The sequence below is a fragment of the Mycobacterium senriense genome (genome assembly GCF_019668465.1).
Lineage (GTDB): Bacteria > Actinomycetota > Actinomycetes > Mycobacteriales > Mycobacteriaceae > Mycobacterium > Mycobacterium senriense.
On record NZ_AP024828.1, the window covers coordinates 3,836,013 to 3,856,115 of the forward strand.

At 63.5% G+C, this 20,103-nt stretch carries 20 protein-coding genes, 1 tRNA gene and 3 pseudogenes; 16 read left to right on the forward strand and 8 right to left on the reverse strand.

Features of this window, described 5'->3' with window-relative positions; genetic code table 11:
• Positions 1–120: 120 nt before the first annotated feature.
• Positions 121–194: transfer RNA gene (locus MTY59_RS18180), tRNA-Ile, on the forward strand.
• A gap of 204 nt (positions 195–398) precedes the next feature.
• Positions 399–1,790 (forward strand): ISNCY family transposase, encoded by a 1,392-nt coding sequence (locus tag MTY59_RS18185; RefSeq protein ID WP_431190725.1) that lies wholly within the window; start codon positions 399–401, stop codon positions 1,788–1,790.
• An 87-nt stretch (positions 1,791–1,877) separates the two neighbouring features.
• On the opposite strand, the gene MTY59_RS18190 is transcribed toward MTY59_RS18185, so the two are convergent.
• Both MTY59_RS18190 and MTY59_RS18195 read right to left on the reverse strand, forming a co-directional pair.
• Positions 1,878–2,849 carry a zinc-dependent alcohol dehydrogenase family protein gene (locus MTY59_RS18190; RefSeq protein WP_221042377.1) on the reverse strand — a complete coding sequence of 324 codons (972 nt, stop codon included), beginning with the start codon at positions 2,847–2,849 and terminating at the stop codon, positions 1,878–1,880.
• Positions 2,850–2,887: 38 nt separating this feature from the next.
• Positions 2,888–3,346, reverse strand: a complete 459-nt coding sequence (locus MTY59_RS18195) for a hypothetical protein (protein ID WP_221042378.1) — start codon at positions 3,344–3,346, stop codon at positions 2,888–2,890.
• A 135-nt stretch (positions 3,347–3,481) separates the two neighbouring features.
• Here MTY59_RS18195 and MTY59_RS18200 point away from each other — a divergent pair, with 135 nt between their 5' ends.
• The 8 genes from MTY59_RS18200 (at position 3,482) to MTY59_RS18235 (ending at position 9,879) form a co-directional block, all read left to right on the forward strand.
• Entirely contained in the window at positions 3,482–4,285 is an 804-nt protein-coding gene (locus tag MTY59_RS18200) for a helix-turn-helix domain-containing protein (protein ID WP_221042379.1), read from the forward strand.
• 269 nt (positions 4,286–4,554) lie between these two features.
• Positions 4,555–5,520, forward strand: a complete 966-nt coding sequence (locus tag MTY59_RS18205) for a zinc-dependent alcohol dehydrogenase family protein (RefSeq protein WP_250160593.1) — start codon at positions 4,555–4,557, stop codon at positions 5,518–5,520.
• 266 nt (positions 5,521–5,786) lie between these two features.
• Positions 5,787–6,803 (forward strand): nitrilase-related carbon-nitrogen hydrolase, encoded by a 1,017-nt coding sequence (locus MTY59_RS18210; RefSeq protein ID WP_221042381.1) that lies wholly within the window; start codon positions 5,787–5,789, stop codon positions 6,801–6,803.
• Complete coding sequence (locus tag MTY59_RS18215) at positions 6,800–7,186, forward strand: hypothetical protein (protein WP_221042382.1); 387 nt, start codon at positions 6,800–6,802, stop codon at positions 7,184–7,186. Before MTY59_RS18210 ends, MTY59_RS18215 begins: the two co-directional genes overlap by 4 nt.
• Positions 7,186–7,578 carry a hypothetical protein gene (locus MTY59_RS18220; protein WP_221042383.1) on the forward strand — a complete coding sequence of 131 codons (393 nt, stop codon included), beginning with the start codon at positions 7,186–7,188 and terminating at the stop codon, positions 7,576–7,578. Before MTY59_RS18215 ends, MTY59_RS18220 begins: the two co-directional genes overlap by 1 nt.
• A 9-nt stretch (positions 7,579–7,587) precedes the next feature.
• The gene (locus tag MTY59_RS18225; RefSeq protein ID WP_221042384.1) at positions 7,588–8,499 is read left to right on the forward strand and encodes an NAD(P)H-binding protein; all 912 of its coding nucleotides are present in this window, start codon (positions 7,588–7,590) and stop codon (positions 8,497–8,499) included.
• Positions 8,500–8,502: 3 nt separating this feature from the next.
• Entirely contained in the window at positions 8,503–9,231 is a 729-nt protein-coding gene (locus tag MTY59_RS18230; protein WP_221042385.1) for a hypothetical protein, read from the forward strand.
• A gap of 12 nt (positions 9,232–9,243) precedes the next feature.
• Entirely contained in the window at positions 9,244–9,879 is a 636-nt protein-coding gene (locus tag MTY59_RS18235) for a hypothetical protein (protein WP_221042386.1), read from the forward strand.
• Between the two features lie 145 nt (positions 9,880–10,024).
• On the opposite strand, the pseudogene MTY59_RS28075 reads toward MTY59_RS18235, so the two are convergent.
• Positions 10,025–10,153: pseudogene (locus tag MTY59_RS28075) on the reverse strand (hypothetical protein); the annotation flags it as partial.
• A gap of 436 nt (positions 10,154–10,589) precedes the next feature.
• Here MTY59_RS28075 and MTY59_RS18240 point away from each other — a divergent pair.
• The 3 genes and pseudogenes from MTY59_RS18240 to MTY59_RS27420 all read left to right on the forward strand — a co-directional run bounded on the left by MTY59_RS18240 (position 10,590) and on the right by MTY59_RS27420 (position 11,873).
• Positions 10,590–11,057 (forward strand): glucose-6-phosphate dehydrogenase, encoded by a 468-nt coding sequence (locus MTY59_RS18240; protein ID WP_221042387.1) that lies wholly within the window; start codon positions 10,590–10,592, stop codon positions 11,055–11,057.
• A 187-nt stretch (positions 11,058–11,244) separates the two neighbouring features.
• Positions 11,245–11,422: pseudogene (locus MTY59_RS18245) on the forward strand (IS481 family transposase); the annotation flags it as partial.
• Between the two features lie 250 nt (positions 11,423–11,672).
• Positions 11,673–11,873, forward strand: coding sequence for a hypothetical protein (locus MTY59_RS27420; protein WP_250160594.1), 201 nt, complete (start codon positions 11,673–11,675; stop codon positions 11,871–11,873).
• Positions 11,874–11,877: 4 nt separating this feature from the next.
• Here the strand turns inward: MTY59_RS27420 and MTY59_RS18250 are convergent.
• Positions 11,878–12,243, reverse strand: a pseudogene (locus MTY59_RS18250) (molybdopterin-dependent oxidoreductase); the annotation flags it as partial.
• A gap of 122 nt (positions 12,244–12,365) precedes the next feature.
• Here MTY59_RS18250 and MTY59_RS18255 point away from each other — a divergent pair.
• On the forward strand, positions 12,366–13,166 hold the full coding sequence (locus MTY59_RS18255) for an SPFH domain-containing protein (RefSeq protein WP_221042388.1): 801 nt from the start codon (positions 12,366–12,368) through the stop codon (positions 13,164–13,166).
• A gap of 323 nt (positions 13,167–13,489) precedes the next feature.
• On the opposite strand, the gene MTY59_RS18260 is transcribed toward MTY59_RS18255, so the two are convergent.
• Positions 13,490–13,750 (reverse strand): DUF1918 domain-containing protein, encoded by a 261-nt coding sequence (locus tag MTY59_RS18260; protein WP_221042389.1) that lies wholly within the window; start codon positions 13,748–13,750, stop codon positions 13,490–13,492.
• Positions 13,751–13,963: 213 nt separating this feature from the next.
• On the opposite strand from MTY59_RS18260, the gene MTY59_RS18265 reads away from it, so the two are divergent.
• The gene (locus tag MTY59_RS18265; protein ID WP_221042390.1) at positions 13,964–14,980 is read left to right on the forward strand and encodes an ABC transporter substrate-binding protein; all 1,017 of its coding nucleotides are present in this window, start codon (positions 13,964–13,966) and stop codon (positions 14,978–14,980) included.
• A gap of 239 nt (positions 14,981–15,219) precedes the next feature.
• Here MTY59_RS18265 and MTY59_RS18270 read toward each other — a convergent pair whose 3' ends face one another.
• Complete coding sequence (locus MTY59_RS18270) at positions 15,220–16,035, reverse strand: alpha/beta hydrolase (protein ID WP_250160595.1); 816 nt, start codon at positions 16,033–16,035, stop codon at positions 15,220–15,222.
• Positions 16,032–16,238 (reverse strand): hypothetical protein, encoded by a 207-nt coding sequence (locus MTY59_RS18275; protein WP_221042391.1) that lies wholly within the window; start codon positions 16,236–16,238, stop codon positions 16,032–16,034. The genes MTY59_RS18270 and MTY59_RS18275 overlap by 4 nt, the downstream gene beginning before the upstream one ends.
• A 46-nt stretch (positions 16,239–16,284) precedes the next feature.
• On the opposite strand from MTY59_RS18275, the gene MTY59_RS18280 reads away from it, so the two are divergent.
• On the forward strand, positions 16,285–18,834 hold the full coding sequence (locus MTY59_RS18280; RefSeq protein WP_221042392.1) for an excinuclease ABC subunit UvrA: 2,550 nt from the start codon (positions 16,285–16,287) through the stop codon (positions 18,832–18,834).
• Positions 18,835–18,852: 18 nt separating this feature from the next.
• Here the strand turns inward: MTY59_RS18280 and MTY59_RS18285 are convergent, their stop codons facing one another.
• Positions 18,853–19,530 carry a TylF/MycF/NovP-related O-methyltransferase gene (locus MTY59_RS18285; RefSeq protein ID WP_221042393.1) on the reverse strand — a complete coding sequence of 226 codons (678 nt, stop codon included), beginning with the start codon at positions 19,528–19,530 and terminating at the stop codon, positions 18,853–18,855.
• Positions 19,531–20,103: the final 573 nt, after the last annotated feature.

Genomic DNA, 20,103 nt, shown 5'->3' on the forward strand with positions numbered 1-20,103 from the left:
GGTGGGTGCTGCCGATATGGGGCGCCCACCGCAAAAGTCGGCATCAGGTGAAGGCGGCGGCACCGCCCGACACACCCTGACTTCAGCCTTCGGCTACGGTTTCCTACGGACAACCCTGTCGGGGCGGTAGCTCAGTTGGTTAGAGCCGCGGACTCATAATCCGTTGGTCGCGGGTTCGAGCCCCGCCCGCCCCACTTAAAAGGCCTGGTAGAGCCTTTCTAGGCCGCCAGATTGGTTCGATCGGGCCTCCGGTCGCGGCGCGCGGCGGATCGCGGTGGAAGGGTCGGCGCGCTAGCTACTTCGACCTGAAAAAGTCGGGGTGTGGCGGTGGCTGAAGTGGCCGTTGTTTGACGAGATGATGGCCTCGAACCCTTGGGCAAGAAGGGATCGAGGCCATCGTGCTGAGAACTTTAAACGACCAGCCGTCGTTGTGGGACGCGATACTGCCGTCGGAGCTGCTGGTGTTGCCCGACGAATTGGCGCGGGTGGACAGGCTGCTCGACGACCCAGCGTTCTTCGCGCCTTTCGTGTCGTTTTTCGACGCACGAATGGGGCGTCCGTCGGTACCGATGGAGACCTATCTGCGGATGATGTTCCTGAAGTTCCGTTACGGGCTGGGTTATGAGTCGCTGTGTCGTGAGGTGGGTGATTCGATTTCCTGGCAACGGTTTTGCCGAATCCCGTTCGGCACACGGGTCCCGCATCCGACCACGTTGATGAAGCTGACCCGCCGGTGCGGCGATGCTGCGGTGGCCGGGCTCAACGATGCGCTGTTGGCCAAAGCCACCGAGCGCAAATTGCTGCGAACCGACAAGGTCCGTGCGGATACCACCGTGGTGCCAGCGGCGGTGGCCTATCCGACCGACTCGGGTTTGTTGGCCAAGGCCGTGGGCAGCATCGCTGGCACGATCACGCGTATTCAAGCCGCCGGCGGAGCGACGCGCACCCGGGTGCGCGACCGCAGTCGCTCCGCGGGGCAGCGGGCCCGTTCGATCGCGGCCAAGCTGCGTCTGCGCGGTGCAGCGGCGCGCGAGGAGGGCCAGGCTGCGGTGCTGCGGATTACCGGGGATCTGGCCGGTATCGCCGAATCGACGGTGCGTGATGCCCAGGCGGTGCTGCGCAACGCCCGACGGAGTCTGCCCACCGCGACCGGTCGGCGTTGCGGCCAATTGCGCCGAGCGATCAATGACCTCGATACGCTGTTGCAACGCACCGCTCTAGTGGTGGCTCAGACCCGCAGCCGGCTGGCCGGAGTGATGCCTGATTCAGCGACCCGGATGGTCAGTTTCCATGACGTCGATGCCCGCCCCATCCGCAAGGGTCGGCTCGGTAAGCCGGTGGAGTTCGGTTACAAAGCCCAGGTCGTAGACAACGCCGACGGGGTCATCCTCGACCACACCGTCGAGACCGGAAACCCTGCTGATGCACCGCAATTGGTGCCGGCCATCGCACGCATAACAGAACGCACCGGTGGTGCACCAACAGCGGTGACTGCTGATCGCGGCTATGGATACGCGTCGGTGGAAACCGAACTGCACGACCTCGGGGTTCGCCGCGTCGCGATCCCGCGTGCCAATAAGCCCAGTGCCACCCGCCGGGAGTTCGAACACCGAAGAGCATTCCGCGCCAAGATCAAATGGCGAACCGGATGTGAAGGCCGGATCAACCACCTCAAACGCAGCTACGGTTGGAACCGCACCGAGTTGACCACCCTGACGGGAGCTCGAACCTGGTGCGGACACGGAGTCTTCGCCCACAACCTGGTCAAGATCAGCGCCCTGGCCGCATGAACAGCGCAGACCAGCAGCCCGATCGACCAGCCTCGGCCGTCAGCTCGAGCGCCCTCAGACCATCAACCGTTTTTCAGGTCGAAGTAGCTAACCGTCAGCCGCCACTTTGAGCAGGATCTTGCCGCCACGGAGGAGATGTTGCACCGCGTCCTGGATATGCTCCAGGGGGTACGCGGCCCCCACCGGGACAGCGAGGGCGCCGTCGGCCACCAGCGGTGTCGCCTCACGAATGACCGGCAGCACTTTGTTGCGGTAGTCGAAGTCGCCGACAAAGAATCCGCGGACGGTGAGGTGTTTGCCGACCAGTGTCGAGGTGTCGACCCACATGGGTTCGTTCCTGGCCCAGGAATAGCTGACCAACCGTCCACCGTCGGACAGCAATTCGAGCAACCGCGCTACCCCCGGACCCCCGACGGCATCCACTGCCAGCGCCACTCGCGCGTCGCCGATCGCTGCTCGAACATCGCTGACCGCATCGGGGTCGTCGAGGTGGACGACGTCGGCCCCGGCTGCTGTGAGCTCGGCGAACGTTGTGTCGTCGCGGGCCAGGTTGATCGTCTTCAGTCCACGAAGTTTGGCTAGCGCGATCATTGACCGTCCCACACCGGAGTTCGCGGCGTTCTGAACCACCCAGTCGCCGGGCTGCAGGGTGGTGCATTCACTGAGCATCAAGCCTGCTGTCGGGGGGTTGCTGCCCAGCATCGAGTACTGCTCGATGTCACCGTCGGCGGGGAGTGCGAACAGGCCGTCGGCGGGCACGACGAGCCGCTCACGCCACGCACCGGCATACAGGGGTAGCACGACCAGATCGCCGACTTGAAGTCCATCGACCTCGGCACCAGTGGCAAGCACGCGGGCGACCCCCTCTGCACCTGGTATGTGGGGCAGCGATGGTCGCGCGAGCGCGCCCATGACAACCAGGAGGTCGTGTTTGTTCAACGGCGAGATCTCAACGCTCAGCAGAACCTCGTGCGGACCCGGTGGCGGCGGCTCCTCTATGTCGACGACGCGGAGCACCTCCGCGGGGTCGCCGAACCGTTCAATCTGGATGGCGCGCATGACAATTCCTTTCGATCGAAGGGCTATGTAAACGGCGGTTATCGCCGAATTTCGGCGTCGCTGCGCGTCTCGATGGCCTTGATGCTGTGAACGAACGCCTTCCTTAAGACTCCCTTGCCGATGGTGCCGAGTACGGCCGCCAGGACGCGTCCCTTGAGGTTTTTGCCCTCCCGGACAATGACAACGTCCACGTTCGTGGTGCCGTAGGGACGCGGGCTGAGGGTGTAGACGTAGCCCGACGCGCCTCCCCAGGTGTTCGAGTCGGTGGTCGTAAGCGTGACGTGGTTGGGATCGGACCAGTCGTAGTGCAGCCGTTCCCAGATGCCGCCTGAGCCTTCGGTGACATCGGCGTCACGCGCGCCCTTGTGGTGCACTATGAGGTCGGCGTCCGCGCTATCCGGAAAGACCTCGGAACGGCCCGGTCCGAAGTCAGTGAGCCCGGCGATGAACTGCTCCGGGGTAGATGCGGTGGACCGGTGGAAATGAATCGTGGACATCGCGTCCTCCTTACTTGATCGATTGATCCTTCGTTCCCGGGAAGCGCACCGCCGCCAATCCGAATTCCCGCTTGGACCTCGGCAGCCATGCCTCATTGATCCTGGTGTTGGGAGGGACAGCCTTAAGATCGGGCGATGACGCCAACGGTCAGCGCGCTGGGTAACTTCCTGCGCGCGCGCCGCGAACAACTCCGCCCGGAGGATGTCGGGTTGGATTCCGGACCTCGCAGGCGCGTCCGGGGATTGCGCCGCGAAGAGTTGGCGATGCTCGCGGGCATTAGCGTCGACTACTACCTGCGACTCGAGCAAGGTCGTGACCGGCACCCGTCCTCACAGGTGCTCGATGCGCTCGCCCGGGCGCTGCGACTGGATATCAAAGCCACAGAACATCTGCATCGGCTTGCGGGCTTACAAGCGGCGCATAGCCCTCGGCCTGTTGCAGAGGCAGCGGCTGACGGTCTCGATCAACTGATCGAGCAGATCTCGCTTCCTGCGATCGTCACCAACCGATACCAGGATGTGTTGGCCGCCAATGCGATTGCCTGCGCGTTGTCACCAGGGTTCGCGCCCGGCGAGAACTTCTTGCGGTGGCGGCTGCTGACACCGGCTGCTCGCGATTTTTTCGTCGACTGGGACGAGGCAACCGAGGTCGCGGTGAGTGGCTTACGGGAATCCGCGGCCGGCAATGTGGGTGATCCTCGCTTACGCGCCTTGATCGACGAGCTTTCGGCAGCCAGCGACCGATTCCGCGAACTCTGGGCACGCGCAGATGTCGGATACCGTAGCGGCATCCTCCACCTGCGACATCCCCTGGTGGGTGATCTCTACCTTCGCCGCACGAGGCTCAGCGTCCCCGACTCAGACACTCAGGTGTTCATTTACCACCCCGAGCCGGGCAGTGATTCGGCAAAAGCGCTTGAGGCACTCGCAGCCTCATAAACCCGTAAGGGCGCTGGGGTTACGGAAGTTCTTCGAGGAGGGTGGCCACGAACTGGTGGTGACCTCGGACAAGGACGTCTGGACTCGGAGTTCGAGCGCGAACTGCCTGACGTCCCACCGGCCGCTGGAGCCGGCCTATTACGCTCAACGCCTGAGGCCAGCCGCCGGCTGAGTGCTCAAATCAGAAGGTCTCAACACGCCCGCCGTGATGGCATTGGAGCTGGCCGCTCCGATCCAGTGGACCCGATGGAGGGGCCAGTATGGCAACCATGCGGTCTGTCGTTGCCGAGAAGGTAGGCGAACCGTCCGAGGTCCTGCAGCTACAGGCCCGGCCAATCCCGGAGCCTGGCATCGGCCAGGTCCGGATCCGGGTAACAGCTGCACCGGTTGAGGCCAGCGATCTACACACCGTCCGCGGCAGATACGGATTTACCCCGGAGTTTCCCACCGTGCCCGGAATCGAATCCGTTGGTGTGATCGACGAAATCGGGAGCAGTGCAGAGGGATTGACCATCGGGCAGCGCGTCATCACAATCGGAGTCACGGGCACCTGGCAGGAATACGTCGTTGCCGATGCCGAGCGAGTGCTGCCTGTACCCGCGGGCATGAGCGATTCCACCGCCGCCCAGATTCTCAGCAATCCGCTCACCGCCGTCATCTTGACCAGTGAAAAGCTCGATGTTCGGTCGGGTGAATGGCTTTTGCAGACCGCAGCCGGCTCAATCGTGGGCCAGTCGGTCATCCAACTGGGAACCCACGTCGGCTTCAAAACCCTCAACGTGGTCCGTCGTCGCTCGGCTGTCGAGGACGTCCTCGCGCTGGGCGGCACCGCGGTGATCTGCACCGAAGACGAGGACCTGCGCGAACGGGTGGCCGAGATCGCCGGCGCCGATGGCGTGTCCAAGGCGATCGACTGCGTGAGCGGTCAGGTGGGCGCGGGTGCGTTGTCCACGCATCGGCAAACCGAACCCGACAAACTCACCATCCCCATCTTCGCCCGCTCGCTGATCTACGAAACCAAGACCGTTCGGGGGTTCTGGCTGTTCCGCTGGTTCAACCAAACCCCGAAGGATCGGATGGCGGCAACGATCGACCGGACACTTCAGCTCGTCGACAGTGGTGCGCTACGGGTGCCCGAGGGGCAGCCGATCCCCGCCGAAAAGTTCAGTGAGGCGGTTTATTTGGCCGAAGCGCCCGCACACGGGGGCAAACCGCTGCTGGTGTTCGAAACGTAAAAACGCGAGGCGCGACGCGCGCCTGCCACTTGGCAAATAATTTTCCTTTTGCCGTGGTCGTTTAACCACTACGCTGAGCCCATCGGGACACCCGTGATCAACTGGGTTGATATCGGTCACCGCTTCAGTAGCCATATCACCTCGGAATTTGCTTGCCGACGACCCAGCCTCGGCCGCCGTCGCGATGGACTCAACCCGCAGAACGCCTCTAAAGGCGCGCCGTCCTGTCTGCCAGTAGAACGCAATTCGAGGTGAGGATGGGCGCGGTGACCACAATCCGGGCAGCGGCAGTCCAACTGCGTCCTGAGCTGTACAGCCGGGACGGGACCGTCGAGCGCGTCGTCGCGAAGATCGACGAACTGGCAACGCGTGGCGTGCAATTCGCGACTTTTCCGGAGACTGTCGTTCCCTATTATCCGTATTTTTCGTTTGTGCAGCCCCCGTACCAAATGCTGCCCGAGCAAATACGGCTCATGCGGGAGGCCGTCACCGTGCCATCCCCGGCGACACAGGCAATCGCCGACGCCGCAAGCCGCGCCGGAATGGTGGTCTCCATAGGTGTGAACGAGCGCGACGGCGGCTCACTGTTCAACACCCAGCTGCTTTTCGATGCGGACGGAGCACTGATCCAGCGTCGCCGAAAGATCACTCCGACCTATCACGAACGCATCATCTGGGGCCAAGGCGATGGCAGCGGACTTCGAGCCGTCGACAGCGCAGTGGGTCGCATTGGCCAGCTGGCCTGTTGGGAGCACTACAACCCGCTGGCCCGCTACGCGCTGATCGCCGACGGCGAGCAAATTCATTCGGCGATGTTTCCGGGATCCATTTTCGGCGACCTGTTTGCCCGGCAGGCGGAAGTCCAGGTGCGCAACCATGCGCTCGAATCGGGTGTCTTCGTGGTCGTGGCAACCGCCTGGCTCGATCCCGATCAGCAGGCGCAGCTCATGGCGGACACGGGTTGCCCGATAGGGCCGATCTCGGGTGGCTGCTTCACCGCGATCATCACACCGCAAGGCGAGCCGCTCAGTGAGCCCCTGCGTTCCGGTGAAGGCGAGGTGATCGGGGATCTGGACTTTACGTTGATCGACAAACGCAAGGCCTTCATGGACTCCGTCGGGCACTACAGCCGACCCGAATTGCTAAGTCTCCTTATCGATCACACTCCCAGCGCCTACATTCATCGACGGTTTCCGGGATCGTCTATCGTGCCTGGCACTGAGGAGAGCGTGATGGTACTCACGGATCCGGTGACGACGTCGGTTGACGGAGGCGCCGTATGACATGCATGGGAAAGCCTTACTACCCATTGTGGTTGGACGACCTGGCCGACGACGTCACCCTCGAGGCCGCGGCGATGGACGGCACCGCGCACGGTGCCGAGGCTGTCCGCTTCATCTTGGGCAAAGCTCGCGAACAGTACGAGCACCAAGAGTTCACCTACGCCGGTCCCTGCGGCGAAAGCGGTTACGTCGAGGACTATTCGAGCTCGGTTCGCGGGGTGCCGACCTGCGTCGTCGTGCTGGTCACCTTCAACACCGACGGGCAGACCCAGCACGTCGTGGTGAACCACCGGCCGCGCAGCGCGATGTTGAACTTTTCCCGCGTGATGCTCGAAACCTTCGCCGACACCCCGCATGCCAAGCATTGGAAAGGCACCCCGTAATGGCATCGACATATCTGGGAAAGCCTTATTACCCGGCGTGGTTGGACAATCTGGCCGACGACGTGACGGGGGAGGGGCCGGCATGGGACGGCGCCATCCAGGGCGCTGCGGCCGTCCATGAAGTCGTGGTCGCCGCCAAAGAGATCTACGAGTTTCAAGAGTTCCACTACGCCGGGCCATGCGGGGACAACAGCTTCCTTGAGGACTACACATCATCGGTTCGCGGTGTGCCGCTGCGCGTCATCGTTCTGGTCGCCTTTAATGCCGACGGGAAGGCCCAGCGCCTAGTGGTCAATCACCGCCCGCGCAGTTCTGTGCTGGAGATGTCACGCGCGATGCTCGAGAGATTCGCCGGCACCCCCCTTGCCAAACACTGGGAAGGCACACCGTAAGGAGCGCGAATGAGTACGCCCCTGTATCTGATCACCGGCGCGGGTGGGGGCACCGGTGGGGTCAGCAGACAAGTGATCGAGCAACTGCGCGCGGGTGGAAACCAGGTGCGCGCGTTGGTCCATCGAGACGATGCTCGTGCCGATCCGCTGCGCGAACTCGGCGCTGAAGTGGTCATCGGGGATCTGACCGAACCGCGAGATGTCGTCAACGCCATGGCCGGCGTCGATCGCATGTTCTTTTCGATGAGCGTTTCGCCGGACTACCTGACGGCGACAGCCGTAATCTGTGATGCTGCATTGGAATACGGTCACCTGGAGGTGGTCGTGAACATGTCTCAGATGACGGTGTCGCAGATGACGCTGACCAGCGAGGGGGAGTCTCACCAACATCGGCTGCACTACCTCGCAGAGCACGTCTTAAACTGGTCGGGAATACCGGTGGTGCACATCAGACCGACGGCGTTTTTGGATAATCCGATCTTTACCTGGTTCGCCGCGCCATCGCTGCGGGAACGAAATCTGTTGGTGTTGCCCTTCGGAACCGGGCGAACCTCGCCGATTGCCACCAGCGACGTGGCCCGCGCGGTCGCGGCAGTGCTCGTCGACCCCGCCGACCGTATCGGGAATATCTACGAGTTGACCGGACCGACCAGCCTGGACATCGACGGGCTGGCAGCCGAATACGCACGGGGACTGCACCGGCCGATACAAGGTTCCGACATTCCGCATGAGACCTGGGTCCAGGAAGTCCTCAAACCGCTCGGCCTGCCCGAGCACCTGCAGCAGCACCTCACCACGATGGCGCTCCTGCACCGGGCCGGACGCTACGACCGAGCCACCGATGACGTCGAAAAGCTCACGGGGCAGCAGGCTTCCACGGTTGGCGAATACGTCGCCGAACATCCCGAGCTGTTCTCATAGCTAATGGGCGATCTGCTCGCCGAGGTGGTCGCGGCGCACGGCGGCATGGAGCGCTGGAACAGTGTGACATCGGTCAACGTCGCCGCGTCGATCACCGGGGCGACCTGGTTCGTCAAGGGCAAAGGCGATGCGCTCAAGGACGTCCGCTTCCAGGTCGACACCACGCGCGAGCTGCTGACGATGGACTTCGTCGGTCAAGACAAGCGCTCGATCTTCGAGCCCTCCCGCGTCGCGATGCAACGCGCTGACGGCATGACCGTGCAGTCACGTGCGGACCCGGAGCGGTCGTTTGACGGGCACGTGCTCGCCACCCCGTGGGACGACCTGCACGTCGCCTACTTCAGCGGGGAGGCGCTCTGGACGTATCTGAACACGCCATTCGTCTTCACCTGGCCCGAATTCGTCACCGACGAGATCAGCCCCATCGAGGTGGACGGTGAACCGTGCCGGCGGCTAAGGGCGACGTTTCCCGATCACATCAAAAGCCATACCCGCGAACAGATCTTCTGCTTTGGCCCGGACGGGCTGCTGCGCCGTCAGGACTACACGGTCGACATCCTGGGTGGCGCAGCCGGGTTGAACTACGCCAGCGACTTTCGCGATGTCGACGGGATCATCATCCCCACCAAGCGGCGGGTCTACAGCTGGGAGGGCGACTATCAGCTGGTCCCGGAGCCGCTGCTGATCGCGATCGACATGAGTCAGATCACCTTGCGCCGAAACAACATCTGAGAGGAGCGCATCATGGCCGACATCGAACCGCATGGAGCATCGGGAAGCTATAGCAACAGCGCGATCACAGCGTTGCACGCCGGAGAACTCCACGCGGCATCCAGGGACGAACAGGTACTCGCCGCCAAAATATCGCGCGCGATGTCGTCGGGTCCGCTGCACATCACCCGCGACGCCACGATCGCAGAGATGGATGGGCACGGCAATCCTGTCGTGCTACGCCAGGGAACCAACCAGTGGGTGTGTTTCCCCGGTGATGAGAACAAGATCGGCGACGTGCCCATGTGCGCGGATCCCATGGGGCTGCAATGGATGCTAGACATCATGGCGAGCAAGCCGGCTCCGACCAACACTGCCCCCGGAATCATCTACATGCTCTGCGGTGCAACACAACACAGCAATACCGACCTGTTCGACAAGACCAGCCCCGCCATTCCGATCGGCCCGCACTGGATGATCCTTTGGCCCTACAGCGCGGCGCGTGATGGCCTCCCGAACACCGTGCGTGATGCCGGCGCCTGGGTGATGTTCGACGGCACGCCCTATGCATATCTGCATATCTGCGGCACGCCCTGGGCGGGCAATGAGTACACGCCCGGCCAGGCACCCGTCTGGACGATGCGATATAGCGCGCCGACAGAAAACTAACCGCGGACCGTCGGAGGTTTCGCGCGTACCCCTCGCCGCGCCCCTGCAGCTGCGGTACTACTACCGAGCCAAGGAGGCGTGAACTCAGCTTTGGCCCCGAGGTGGTCACGTCGGACATGACCGTAGTCGGACCGTTCTGTTGGATGTTGGAGACGATAAACGACAACGGGAGTTGCCCGTTTCGGTGGGCCACTCTCAGCTCGTGATGCAACTCGTGGCCCTCGCCCGAACCGATGCCGCCTTCGACGAGACCATCTTTGGTCCGATATGACACGCCCGGATTGGAAAGGTTGTTGAGGATGTCGGTCAAACTGTTCAGGGGTCGGCAGGTTCAGTGTCGACGCGGGTTGCGGCGGGTCCTCCAGTAGCGGCGCCGACTGAGGCCAGTTGAACCTGAGGCAAGAGGTGAACCGCCCCGGTGAGTCCGGAGACTCCGGACCCTTTTACCCTGGCCCTGTATGTGTCAAGTCCCTCCGCGACTGGGGCAGCATCCGCCCTCAGCGACGGCGTCAGTTCGTGGTGCAGCCGGGCAACTTCGACGAGGATAATGGCGCACCTGCGCGAGCTCGCACCCCGGAAGAAGATGCTGACCCTGCTCCCCGCGACCAGGGACGTCGACACCCGCGAGGCAGCCGGTCTAACCAAACTCGTGCTCAGCTGACAATTCGGGCGCACAATTGAGGTGTGCGTCTGAAACCTGGGGAGGCGCGATGCGCGAGCAACTGTACGACTTTTTCGGCGAGATCTTCCAGCGGTACTTCAGACCCGCCACCTGCGCATATCGGCGAACGGGCGGAGGACTCGTCGAACGGTGGCTCGCGCTGACTGACGACGTCCCGGATCATTTAGCACAAGCCCGGCGCGCCGCAATGGCTTGGGGCAAAGCCGAGACCCCGACCGCCACGATCACCTCGGAAACATTCGTGATCACCCAAAACGGACTGATGTATGCCGCCGGGTTGAGCGAGTCGCGCCGGGCGCTGTATTACCTGGCCACGCCGACAGCGTTGTTCGACCCGTTCGTCGACCAGGTCGACACCGCCGAACTGCGTGATGGCGCGGTGGTCGTAGTGGACAGCCGGTTCGGCCGCGACCTCGCATCCGCTCATCCGATGGACGTCGCGCTGCGGCGGATACTCGATGAGCACCTGGCGCTGCGGGTGGATCTGCCCTCGTAGCTATCACTTCGTCGAGGTGGTCCGCCTTCGGATCTGCTGACACTGGTGGGTGTGGTCGGCCACCGAGAATCAGAGAAGCCTGGGCCGGCACAGGTCGGCGACGACAGCGCCGCCGGCACGACGACCAGCGCTGTCAGACGGCTCGCATCGAGCGAGTGCGGCTCAAGCTCGGCCCCAGTGTGCGCGACCGCGCTCGCGCAAGTCGAAACGCGGGGAACGCGGCGCGGCCGATGGAGCTGTGGCGATGGAAATCGTGGGCGGGTTCGCGCTGGCCGATGGCACCAGCGCCAAGGCGCTGACCGGGGTCGACGATTACTCCCGGATGTGTTTGTGCCCGGTTGATGGCCGCCAAGCGCACCCGCGCAGGCCTGGCTGTCTATTAGTGTGCCTCCCCGCGAGCCGGCCGGCCACAACCCTGAGGCATGGCACCCGCGTGCCAGCCGTTGAAGGTCTCAGGCTGCACGGACTACGCAAATCTGTTGCGGCGCAGCAATATTCGTATTTAGCGCATTTTATGTAGGTGTTGTCGAAGTGGTTGGGGCAAAACCAGCCATGGCCTGCGCGGTCTGCTGGGTCAAGGGCGCGACATCCCCTCTCCGGCGCGTAGATCCCTGTATGCGAAGGGCTTTCGTCGTTACATTCGCGGTTGGGTTGATTGTCGCAGTGTTCGGTCTGATCTGGGCGCTCCAGGGATATGGAGTGCTTGGTGGGAGCCCGATGAGCAACACCACGACCTGGTCCATCATTGGTCCGATCACGGTGCTGATCGGCATCGTGATTGCGCTATTCAGTTGGCGGAAACTCTCGTCAAAATAGCGCTTCATGTCTCCACCACCGTGAAGTCCACCGTGTGCCAGCCGGTGGCGCCGTCGGGGACGGTACCAACCTGATCTGCCGTTTGGGTGCCTCCGGTGTTGTCGGTGGCGCGCACGGTGATGGTGTGTTTCCCTGGGCTTTTCGCCTGCCATGGGAACCTCCACAACCGCCACGTCTCGTTGGAATAGCTCGCGCCCTGTCCAGCGGGCTGCCACACGCCGTCGTCGATGAGGACCTCTACGGCCCGCACGCCGCGATTCTTTGCCCACGCGACACCGCCAAAAACGACGGGCCCCATCGGCACTTTCTGACCACTTTTCGGCACGTCGACCCGCGACTCGGTCTTGATGGGCCCACGCGGTGCCCAGCCCAGGTCCCAGCACGTCTGCAGTGATCGGCCCATACTGGAGGGGTCTCGACGTTTCATCGGCTGTAAGTCGCCCGCACTCGCCGAGAAGCACTGACGGTCTTGCCCGGGTGGAAGTGGACATAATGATCATCCTTTACGCATTGGCCGCAGCGCTCGGCCTTGGTGTGCTCTGGTTGGGCACAAACGTTCGGGTCGTCAAGCAATTCGAACAAGGCGTCGTCTTTCGTTTCGGACGTGCGCAAACCGGGGTCCGTGGACCGGGGCTCACGATGCTGATTCCAATCGCGGATCGCCTCAAGAAGGTGAACATGCAGATCATTACGATGCCGGTGCCGGCCCAGGATGGCATCACGCGCGACAACGTGACCGTGCGTGTGGATGCTGTCATCTATTTCAAGGTTGCGGATCCGGTGCGTGTGGTTGTCGACGTACAGGACTATGTGTCCGCTATTGGCCAGGTCGCCCAGACATCGCTGCGTTCAATCATCGGCAAAAGCGACCTGGACGACCTACTCTGCAACCGCGAGGGTCTCAATCAGGGACTGGAGTTGATGATCGACAGCCCCGCGGTGGGCTGGGGTATTCACATCGACCGCGTGGAAATTAAGGATGTAGTACTGCCGGATTCGATGAAGCGGTCGATCGCGCGCCAAGCCGAGGCGGAGCGTGAGCGGCGCGCTCGGGTTATCACCGCTGACGGTGAACTACAGGCGTCTGAAAAACTGGCCCAAGCGGCCGAGACGATGGCCGTGCACCCGGCTGCGCTTCAGTTGCGGCTCTTGGAAACCGTGGTCGAGGTCGCCGCGGAGAAGAACTCGACCCTGGTGCTTCCCTTCCCCGTCGAACTGCTCCGGTTTTTGGAACGAGCAACACCGCAAGCATCCGGGACTCGGGACGACGAAGCCGCTATGCCCTCCACCTGAGCTGCGGCTTCGAAGACCGAGATGTCGAAGCTGGACAGGGCTAGATCACCGAGACGGTGTGCCGTCGCGGCGCCCGGCGGGCGGGCTCAGGCGTCAGACTAAGCTGAGGCAGTATTCGTTAGAGCTGTCTTCGGGCGGTTCGTCGGTGTCCAACGGTGGCCTGAGCGGTGCTCGGCGACTGCCCGAAATCATTGTGCGCGTGACTCTTTCACTACATGCACACCGGAGGCGCCGTCGTGCGCGATGCGCGGCCGAAACCAGGCGAGCTGGCCATGTTGCCAACACACCTGACTCTCGTCGAATTACTCTTGGCCCAACAAATCTCACGGAACCGTTGTGCGGGTTGTGGCCGCGTGGCGGGCCCGCGCGGCAGTGCGTCGTGCGGCCTCCGTGTGCTCGGCGGCGGTGACGACCACCGCGTCAGACCCGGGGTACACCGTCGCCTCGTGCCCAGTCACCAGCCAACGCACCACGTATGGCGGAGAGCCGTCTTGTGAGCGCACCTCGATGATCTCAGCATGTTGATCATGCCGTTCCGCGGTTGTGCCCTTTACCACGAGGTAGTCGCCGACATGCGCCTTCATCGCCCGCCCCCTTCTCGTCCTGGTGAGACCGCGGACCCCTCCATAGTGCGCGCGTTCGTCACTTAACGGAAGCGTGAGTAACTACTACAGCTTTCCGGCGACGAAGTCCGCGCTTGTAGTTCGGCGCGTAGCCCCGCCCCCCGTGGCTGAATTCCGACGCGGCAGCCGCGCGAAGCTCGCGCTCGGTTTCGCCACACTGTTTAAATTGTGCGCGTGGCAGCGCGCGCCGTCCTAGTTACCCCACTGTCGGGGCCGCTGGTCAGATTCGGGATAGCAGGGGCGAGCGCTCTTGCTCTCTGGGCCGAGCGTTCCGGAGTAAGTCTGGAGGTGATTGACGCTTACCCCTCCGCGGCGTCCGCGATACGGGCGGCCGAGGCTAGCCGGCCCGACGTGGTGTTCGGGCCCTACGGTTCGGGGCCCGCGCTCGCGGCCGCGGCCGCCAGCAAAGGGGTCGTCTGGAACCACGGTGGCGCCACCGCCCGGCTCGCGCGGCCGGCGTATCCCCGTGTCGTCAACGTGGAGTCTCCCGCTTCCCGCTATCTCGCCGCAGTGCTCGAAACCCTTGTCGCCGACGGCCTTGGGAAGGGGTCGGAGGTGGTGATAGTGCACGTCGACACGGGGTTTGGTCGCGAGGTGGCCGAAGGGGCGGCGACGGTTGCGCGGCGACTTGGTCTGCGGCGGCGGGCGGTCACTTTTCGGCCAGGCCGGGCGAGAGACGTGCTGGCGCAAGTCCCGGCGGGTGATGTGCTGTTATCGGCCGGTTCCTTCGACGACGACGTCGCCATCGCACAGTGGGGAAGCGAACGCCGTTGGCGTGCAGTTGGATTGGTCGCCGCGGGGGTCGATGAGCTCCGGCATGCCCTCGGTAAGCTCGTTGAGCGGTTTTACGGACCGTGCCAGTGGTTTGACGACGGGACAGATGATCCTGTGGACGGGCCTAACAGCGAGTGGTTCAGCCGTTGTTACCGGGGCGCGAACAGTACTGAGCCGCCCTATCCGGCTGCTGCGGCCTTCGCCGCGGGTGTCGTTTGGGAGCGCTGTGTGAAGGAAGCCGGCACTGTTGAATCCTTGCCGGTGCTGGCCGCGTCACAACGACTCGATACCACCACCTTGTTCGGTCGCTTTCGTGTCGACCCGGTCACCGGCGTGCAAACCGGCCATCAGATTCGCGTCGTCCAGTGGCGAGACGGACGGCGGGTGCTGGTTGATCGGCCGCATCGTCGGACCTGAGCATCGAGCTAACACCGCCCTGCCGCATCTCATCGCGGCGTCGTCGCGGCGTCCGAGGGCGATTCGTAGGCGTACCAAGGCCGTACCGTAACCGCACCGGGAACGGTCAATTTAACTGTGTTACAGGCGATTTGAGCTGTCTCAGAGAACCATTTCTCCTGGTCGCGGTCACGCTGGTCGCGGACTCATAATCCGTTGGTCGCGGGTTCGAGCCCGCCCGCCCTGCCAGACGCCGGTAGCTATTCGCCGTGCTCCGGCTCGATCCGGGTGTTCTGCCGAATCAGGGATCGCGCCTGATGCAGGTGCTTGGCCGCGCACCTGCGATAGGTTCGTCGAGCCCAGGACATCCGTTCCTGCGAACGCTCGGTACGGCGCACCAGCTCGAGGTCTACGTGGTCAAGCTCCTCGGGCCCGATCTCGATTCGGTCGCGGCCGCGGATGAACTTCAACACCAGCGCATCGGGGTCCAGCAATTCGCGCTCCCACGCCTCATGGTCATCGACGTCGGCGATGCCCATCGTGTCGGCGGCGTTGCGAAGCACCACGCCCAGTTCGCCGTCCTGCAGTTGACGAAACGCGTCGGCGCCCTGCCGCGGATTCGCGATCATCCACGAGTGGTACGCCTCTGGCACCTTGTACAGCGTGGCGTCGGACTCGTTGGCGAGTTCGCGCGCGTGTAAAAACGGCACGATCATGTCTTTCTCGGCGTGCACCACCATCGTGGGCATCCCCTCGTCGCGCATGGTGTGCAGCATCGGCGTGTAATCACCGGACTCGATGATGGCCTTGATGGTTCGGACGGCCCCAAGGGGATACCGCAGGTTGGGCACCGCCACCGCGGCCAGCACGCGGAAGTATCCGAGTTGCTCGCCGGGTGTGAGCTGCGTCGGGTCACCCAGTGTGTCGCGGAACGCCGTGTAGGCCGCGCCCAACGCCTTGGTCGGGTACTTCACCAGTTTGGGGATGGTCGTGTCGAACCGGGCTCCGGCCGCCGGGTCGAACAGCACGGCGGCGAGTACCCGCTCGGGCGCGCGTGCGGCCAGCTGGATGGTCATTCGCCCGCCCATCGAATGGCCGACGAACAACGCCTGCCCGATACCGACAGCCCGATCCGGCGCCCGTCATCGAGTTCCACGACGTGATGACTCAGGCGGATGCGGCTTGGGGATGTCTCCGTCATGGCCACGGCGGAATTCCCGGCCGGCGAGGCGTTAAAACGATTGCACACCTGATCCGGCCAGTCGGTGTCGAGCAGCAAGCATCGCGCTTGTGCGGCCGCAACTGGGGGTATCCGGTTGAGCAAGATGACCCAACCCGATCGAAGCACGGACGAAATCGACCCTTGCGTGCGTGTGTACGGGGCGCGGGTTCACAATCTGCGGGGCGTCGACGTCGTAGCGCCGCGCGACGCGCTGGTCGCGTTCACCGGAATCTCGGGATCCGGCAAATCGTCGCTGGCCTTCGGGACCATCTATGCCGAGGCCCAGCGCCGCTACTTCGAATCGGTCGCACCGTACGCCCGTCGCCTGCTATTGCCAACCGGCGCGCCAAAAGTAGATGACATCACCGGGCTACCGCCCGCCGTCGCATTACAGCAGCGCCGGGGTTCGGCGACGTCGCGGTCGACGGTCGGCACCGTCACCACCCTGTCGAACCTGCTGAGGATGCTGTTCTCCCGCGCCGGAACCTACCCGCCGGGAGCCACGGAACGACTGGACTCCGATGCGTTCTCCCCGAACACCGCGGTGGGTGCGTGCCCCGAATGCCACGGGCTGGGACGAATCCATCGGGTGACTGAAGAGACACTGGTACCAGACCCGTCGCTGACCATCCGCGAAGGTGCGGTTGCCGCATGGCCGGGTGCGTGGCAGGGCCAAAACCTACGCGACATCCTCGTCACACTGGGCTACGACATCGACAAGCCATGGCGGAAACTCCCTAAGCGTCAACGGGATTGGATTCTGTTCACCGATGAGCAACCCACAGTCGAAATCGATCCGAGCCAGCACCCCGTGCAGGCCGACTATTACTACAACGGCACGTTCTCCAGCGCCGAACGCCACGTCCGCCACACGTTGGCCAACTCCCATAGCGCGATGATGCGGCGCCGCGTATTGCAATTCGTCGACAGCGTCGAGTGCCCGGTCTGCGACGGTTCCGGGTTGCGGCCGGAGGCGCTGAAGGTGACATTCGCCGGACGCACCATCGCCGACTACGTGGCGATGCCCTTGGCCGACCTTGCTGACACGTTGCGCCCGACGGCTTCCCGGACCGATGCCGCCGCCGCTTACGAGTCAACGAAATCCGGTGAGCTGACGGAAGTGGCGACCATGATCGCCGCCGACCTCGTCGCACGCCTGCAGGTACTCATAGATCTCGGCCTCGGCTATCTCACGTTGAGTCGCCGCACGCCGACCGTGTCGCCCGGCGAGCTGCAGCGGTTGCGGCTGGCCACTCAACTGCGCGCCGGCTTGTTCGGCGTGCTCTATGTGTTAGACGAGCCGTCGGCCGGACTGCACCCCGCCGACGCCGAACCGCTACTCGAAGTGCTCGATCGGCTGCGGCGCGCGGGCAACTCGCTGTTCGTGGTCGAGCACGATATGGACGTGGTACGCCGTGCCGACTGGATAGTCGACGTGGGACCCGGGGCCGGAGAGTTTGGCGGGGGCGTGCTCTACAGCGGGCCGGTGCCGGGCCTCGCCGACATCGAGGGGTCGATCACTCGCAACTACCTTTTCGAGGGAGCCGGGCCGCCACCCCGTCAACCGCGCACGCAGTCCGGGTGGCTGCGGCTGCGCGCGATCTGCTTCCACAATTTGAGAGACCTCGACGTGGACCTGCCACTTGGCGTGTACACCGCGGTCACCGGAGTGTCCGGTTCAGGCAAGTCGACGCTCGTCGTCAAGGTGCTCGGCGATGTCGTGCACAGCCATCTCGGCACTGGACGAGCCGCCGAGCCGGCCGAATCCAATGACGACGAAACCGACAGTGGGATCCTGGATCTCGATCACGACGCGAGTGTCGGTGTGACGGCAGAGGGGGCCGAGGAGATCAACCGGCTGGTATCCGTCGACCAGCGCCCGATCGGACGCACGCCGCGCTCGACGCTGGCGACTTACACCGGCTTGTTCGACGCCGTGCGCCGTGAATTCGCCGCGACCCCGAAGGCGCGTCGCCGCGGCTGGACAGCGGGCAGGTTCTCGTTCAACGTGGCCGAAGGGCGCTGCCCCACCTGTCAGGGGGAGGGATTCGTCTCGGTCGAATTGTTGTTCTTGCCAGGCACATACGCCACATGTCCGGAGTGTCAAGGGGCGCGCTACTCCGACGAGACGCTCGAGGTGCGTTACCGCGACCGTACGATCGCCGACGTCCTGGCGATGACCGTCGATGAGGCCGCGGAGTTTTTTGCCGACGTCGCCAGCGCAGCGCGTAGCCTGACCACGCTGCAAGAGGTCGGATTGGGGTATCTCCGTCTGGGACAGCCCGCGACCGAGCTGTCGGGTGGCGAGGCGCAGCGGATCAAGCTCGCCGCGGAGCTGCAGAGACCCCGACGAGGGCACACCCTGTACGTGCTCGACGAGCCGACCACCGGGCTGCACCCCGCCGATGTGGATCTGCTCGACCGTCAACTGCACCGCCTGGTCGACGCGGGCAACACCGTCGTGGTGGCCGAACACGACATGCGGATGGTCGCGGGGGCGGACTGGGTGATCGACCTGGGACCGGGAGCCGGCAGCGACGGCGGACGGGTCGTCGCTGCGGGGCCGCCGACGAAGGTGGCACGTGCGAAACACAGCCGCACGGCGCCGTATCTGGCGAAGCGGTTGGCGCACGCCGAGTGCTTGCCGGCTTGAGCGCCATCGCGATTCGAATCAGGCAATCTGGACAACCGCTTGTTCGAAGTACTGATTGTAGGCAAGGTAGACCGGTTTCTTCCCGGTCCGGTCCAGAAACTCCTGGAATGCCCTGAACTCCTGTTCCTCGGCGCCCGGGTAATTATAAAACTCGTCAAATACGATTACGGTACCTGCCACGATGTTGTCGACCAGCTGGTTGAAAATCTCTTTCGTCGATGTGTAAATGTCGCAATCGACATGTAGGAAAGCGATGGGAGTGGATTTCAGGACTCGCTTTTTGAACTCCGGAAGGGTTTCGTGAAACATGCCCTTGACCAAAGCCACGTTATGGAGCACCGGTGGCATCCACCCGTCGACGTTCGCCCGGAAAGTACCTTGGGGGACGGTGATATCGGTGCGCGCCCACCGTTCGGGAAGGCCGTCGAAGGAATCGAATCCCCAGATACGTTGCCGAGGATTGAGCGCGGCAATGAAGTTGATGGTTCTGCCGGTGCAAACTCCCATCTCCAAAAACGCGCCTCGCACCGTAACGTGGTCAGAACCGAATTTGAGCAATTCCGCATCGGTGTCGAGAGCCTTCGCATCGCCGAAGTGCTCGGTCACCATCGAAAGCGCCGCCGGCGATTCTCGATAGTCTTTGTCCATCGGGTAGAAATTGAGGACTTGATGCCCATGATGCCACTCATCGCTCACGATCGGCATCTCCACCAATTGAGCCCAATTGAATCCGTTGCTACACGGATAATCTGACGCCATCGACGGCTCCATGCGCTCAACCTCCTCGCCGGAAGACGCAGCATGATTAATCGGCAGCGTAGAGGCTTGGCACGGAATTCACGACGGATTGTGACATCCCATCGGCACCGCTGCCAGATCGTCCAGATCCCAGCGTTCGACGGCCACACCCACGCGCGCCTTGCCGCGAAACTACCGTCACCCCTCAAGTCACCCTGCCCGGCCACGGTACTGCGGCGACATTGCTACTCCGACACGAAAATTTGAGTCACCGAAACGGCCGACAGCGCAGTAGTCTTATGTGCCAGCATCTCCATAAAGGAGCGGGATCTTGGGGTCTCAGAGAGTCGTCGTCAGTCGGCCGGATCGGCTCCCGTTGGCCGCTCGCGCGTCCGCAGTGCCCGCAACAATCCTCGACCTAGGCGGTCGGTATCCAGGGGCCGCAGTATTGCTCGCGGCGCCGCTGACAGTCGCCGGTATCTGGGGAATGGTCACCCGCCCATCCTTGGCACTGCCGCTGGTATTGCTAGT

Excerpts from the sequence above, each read along its gene's own strand:
- MTY59_RS18240 (WP_221042387.1), top strand. The coding sequence starts at position 10,590 with ATGCGCGAGCAACTGTACGACTTTTTCGGCGAGATCTTCCAGCGGTAC.
- MTY59_RS18220 (WP_221042383.1), top strand. The coding sequence starts at position 7,186 with ATGGCATCGACATATCTGGGAAAGCCTTATTACCCGGCGTGGTTGGAC.
- MTY59_RS18230 (WP_221042385.1), top strand. The coding sequence starts at position 8,503 with ATGGGCGATCTGCTCGCCGAGGTGGTCGCGGCGCACGGCGGCATGGAG.
- MTY59_RS18205 (WP_250160593.1), top strand. The coding sequence starts at position 4,555 with ATGCGGTCTGTCGTTGCCGAGAAGGTAGGCGAACCGTCCGAGGTCCTG.
- MTY59_RS18260 (WP_221042389.1), bottom strand. The coding sequence starts at position 13,750 with ATGAAGGCGCATGTCGGCGACTACCTCGTGGTAAAGGGCACAACCGCG.
- MTY59_RS18215 (WP_221042382.1), top strand. The coding sequence starts at position 6,800 with ATGACATGCATGGGAAAGCCTTACTACCCATTGTGGTTGGACGACCTG.
- MTY59_RS27420 (WP_250160594.1), top strand. The coding sequence starts at position 11,673 with ATGCGAAGGGCTTTCGTCGTTACATTCGCGGTTGGGTTGATTGTCGCA.
- MTY59_RS18235 (WP_221042386.1), top strand. The coding sequence starts at position 9,244 with ATGGCCGACATCGAACCGCATGGAGCATCGGGAAGCTATAGCAACAGC.
- MTY59_RS18225 (WP_221042384.1), top strand. The coding sequence starts at position 7,588 with ATGAGTACGCCCCTGTATCTGATCACCGGCGCGGGTGGGGGCACCGGT.
- MTY59_RS18195 (WP_221042378.1), bottom strand. The coding sequence starts at position 3,346 with ATGTCCACGATTCATTTCCACCGGTCCACCGCATCTACCCCGGAGCAG.
- MTY59_RS18270 (WP_250160595.1), bottom strand. The coding sequence starts at position 16,035 with ATGACCATCCAGCTGGCCGCACGCGCGCCCGAGCGGGTACTCGCCGCC.
- MTY59_RS18190 (WP_221042377.1), bottom strand. The coding sequence starts at position 2,849 with ATGCGCGCCATCCAGATTGAACGGTTCGGCGACCCCGCGGAGGTGCTC.
- MTY59_RS18200 (WP_221042379.1), top strand. The coding sequence starts at position 3,482 with ATGACGCCAACGGTCAGCGCGCTGGGTAACTTCCTGCGCGCGCGCCGC.
- MTY59_RS18280 (WP_221042392.1), top strand. The coding sequence starts at position 16,285 with ATGACCCAACCCGATCGAAGCACGGACGAAATCGACCCTTGCGTGCGT.
- MTY59_RS18255 (WP_221042388.1), top strand. The coding sequence starts at position 12,366 with ATGATCATCCTTTACGCATTGGCCGCAGCGCTCGGCCTTGGTGTGCTC.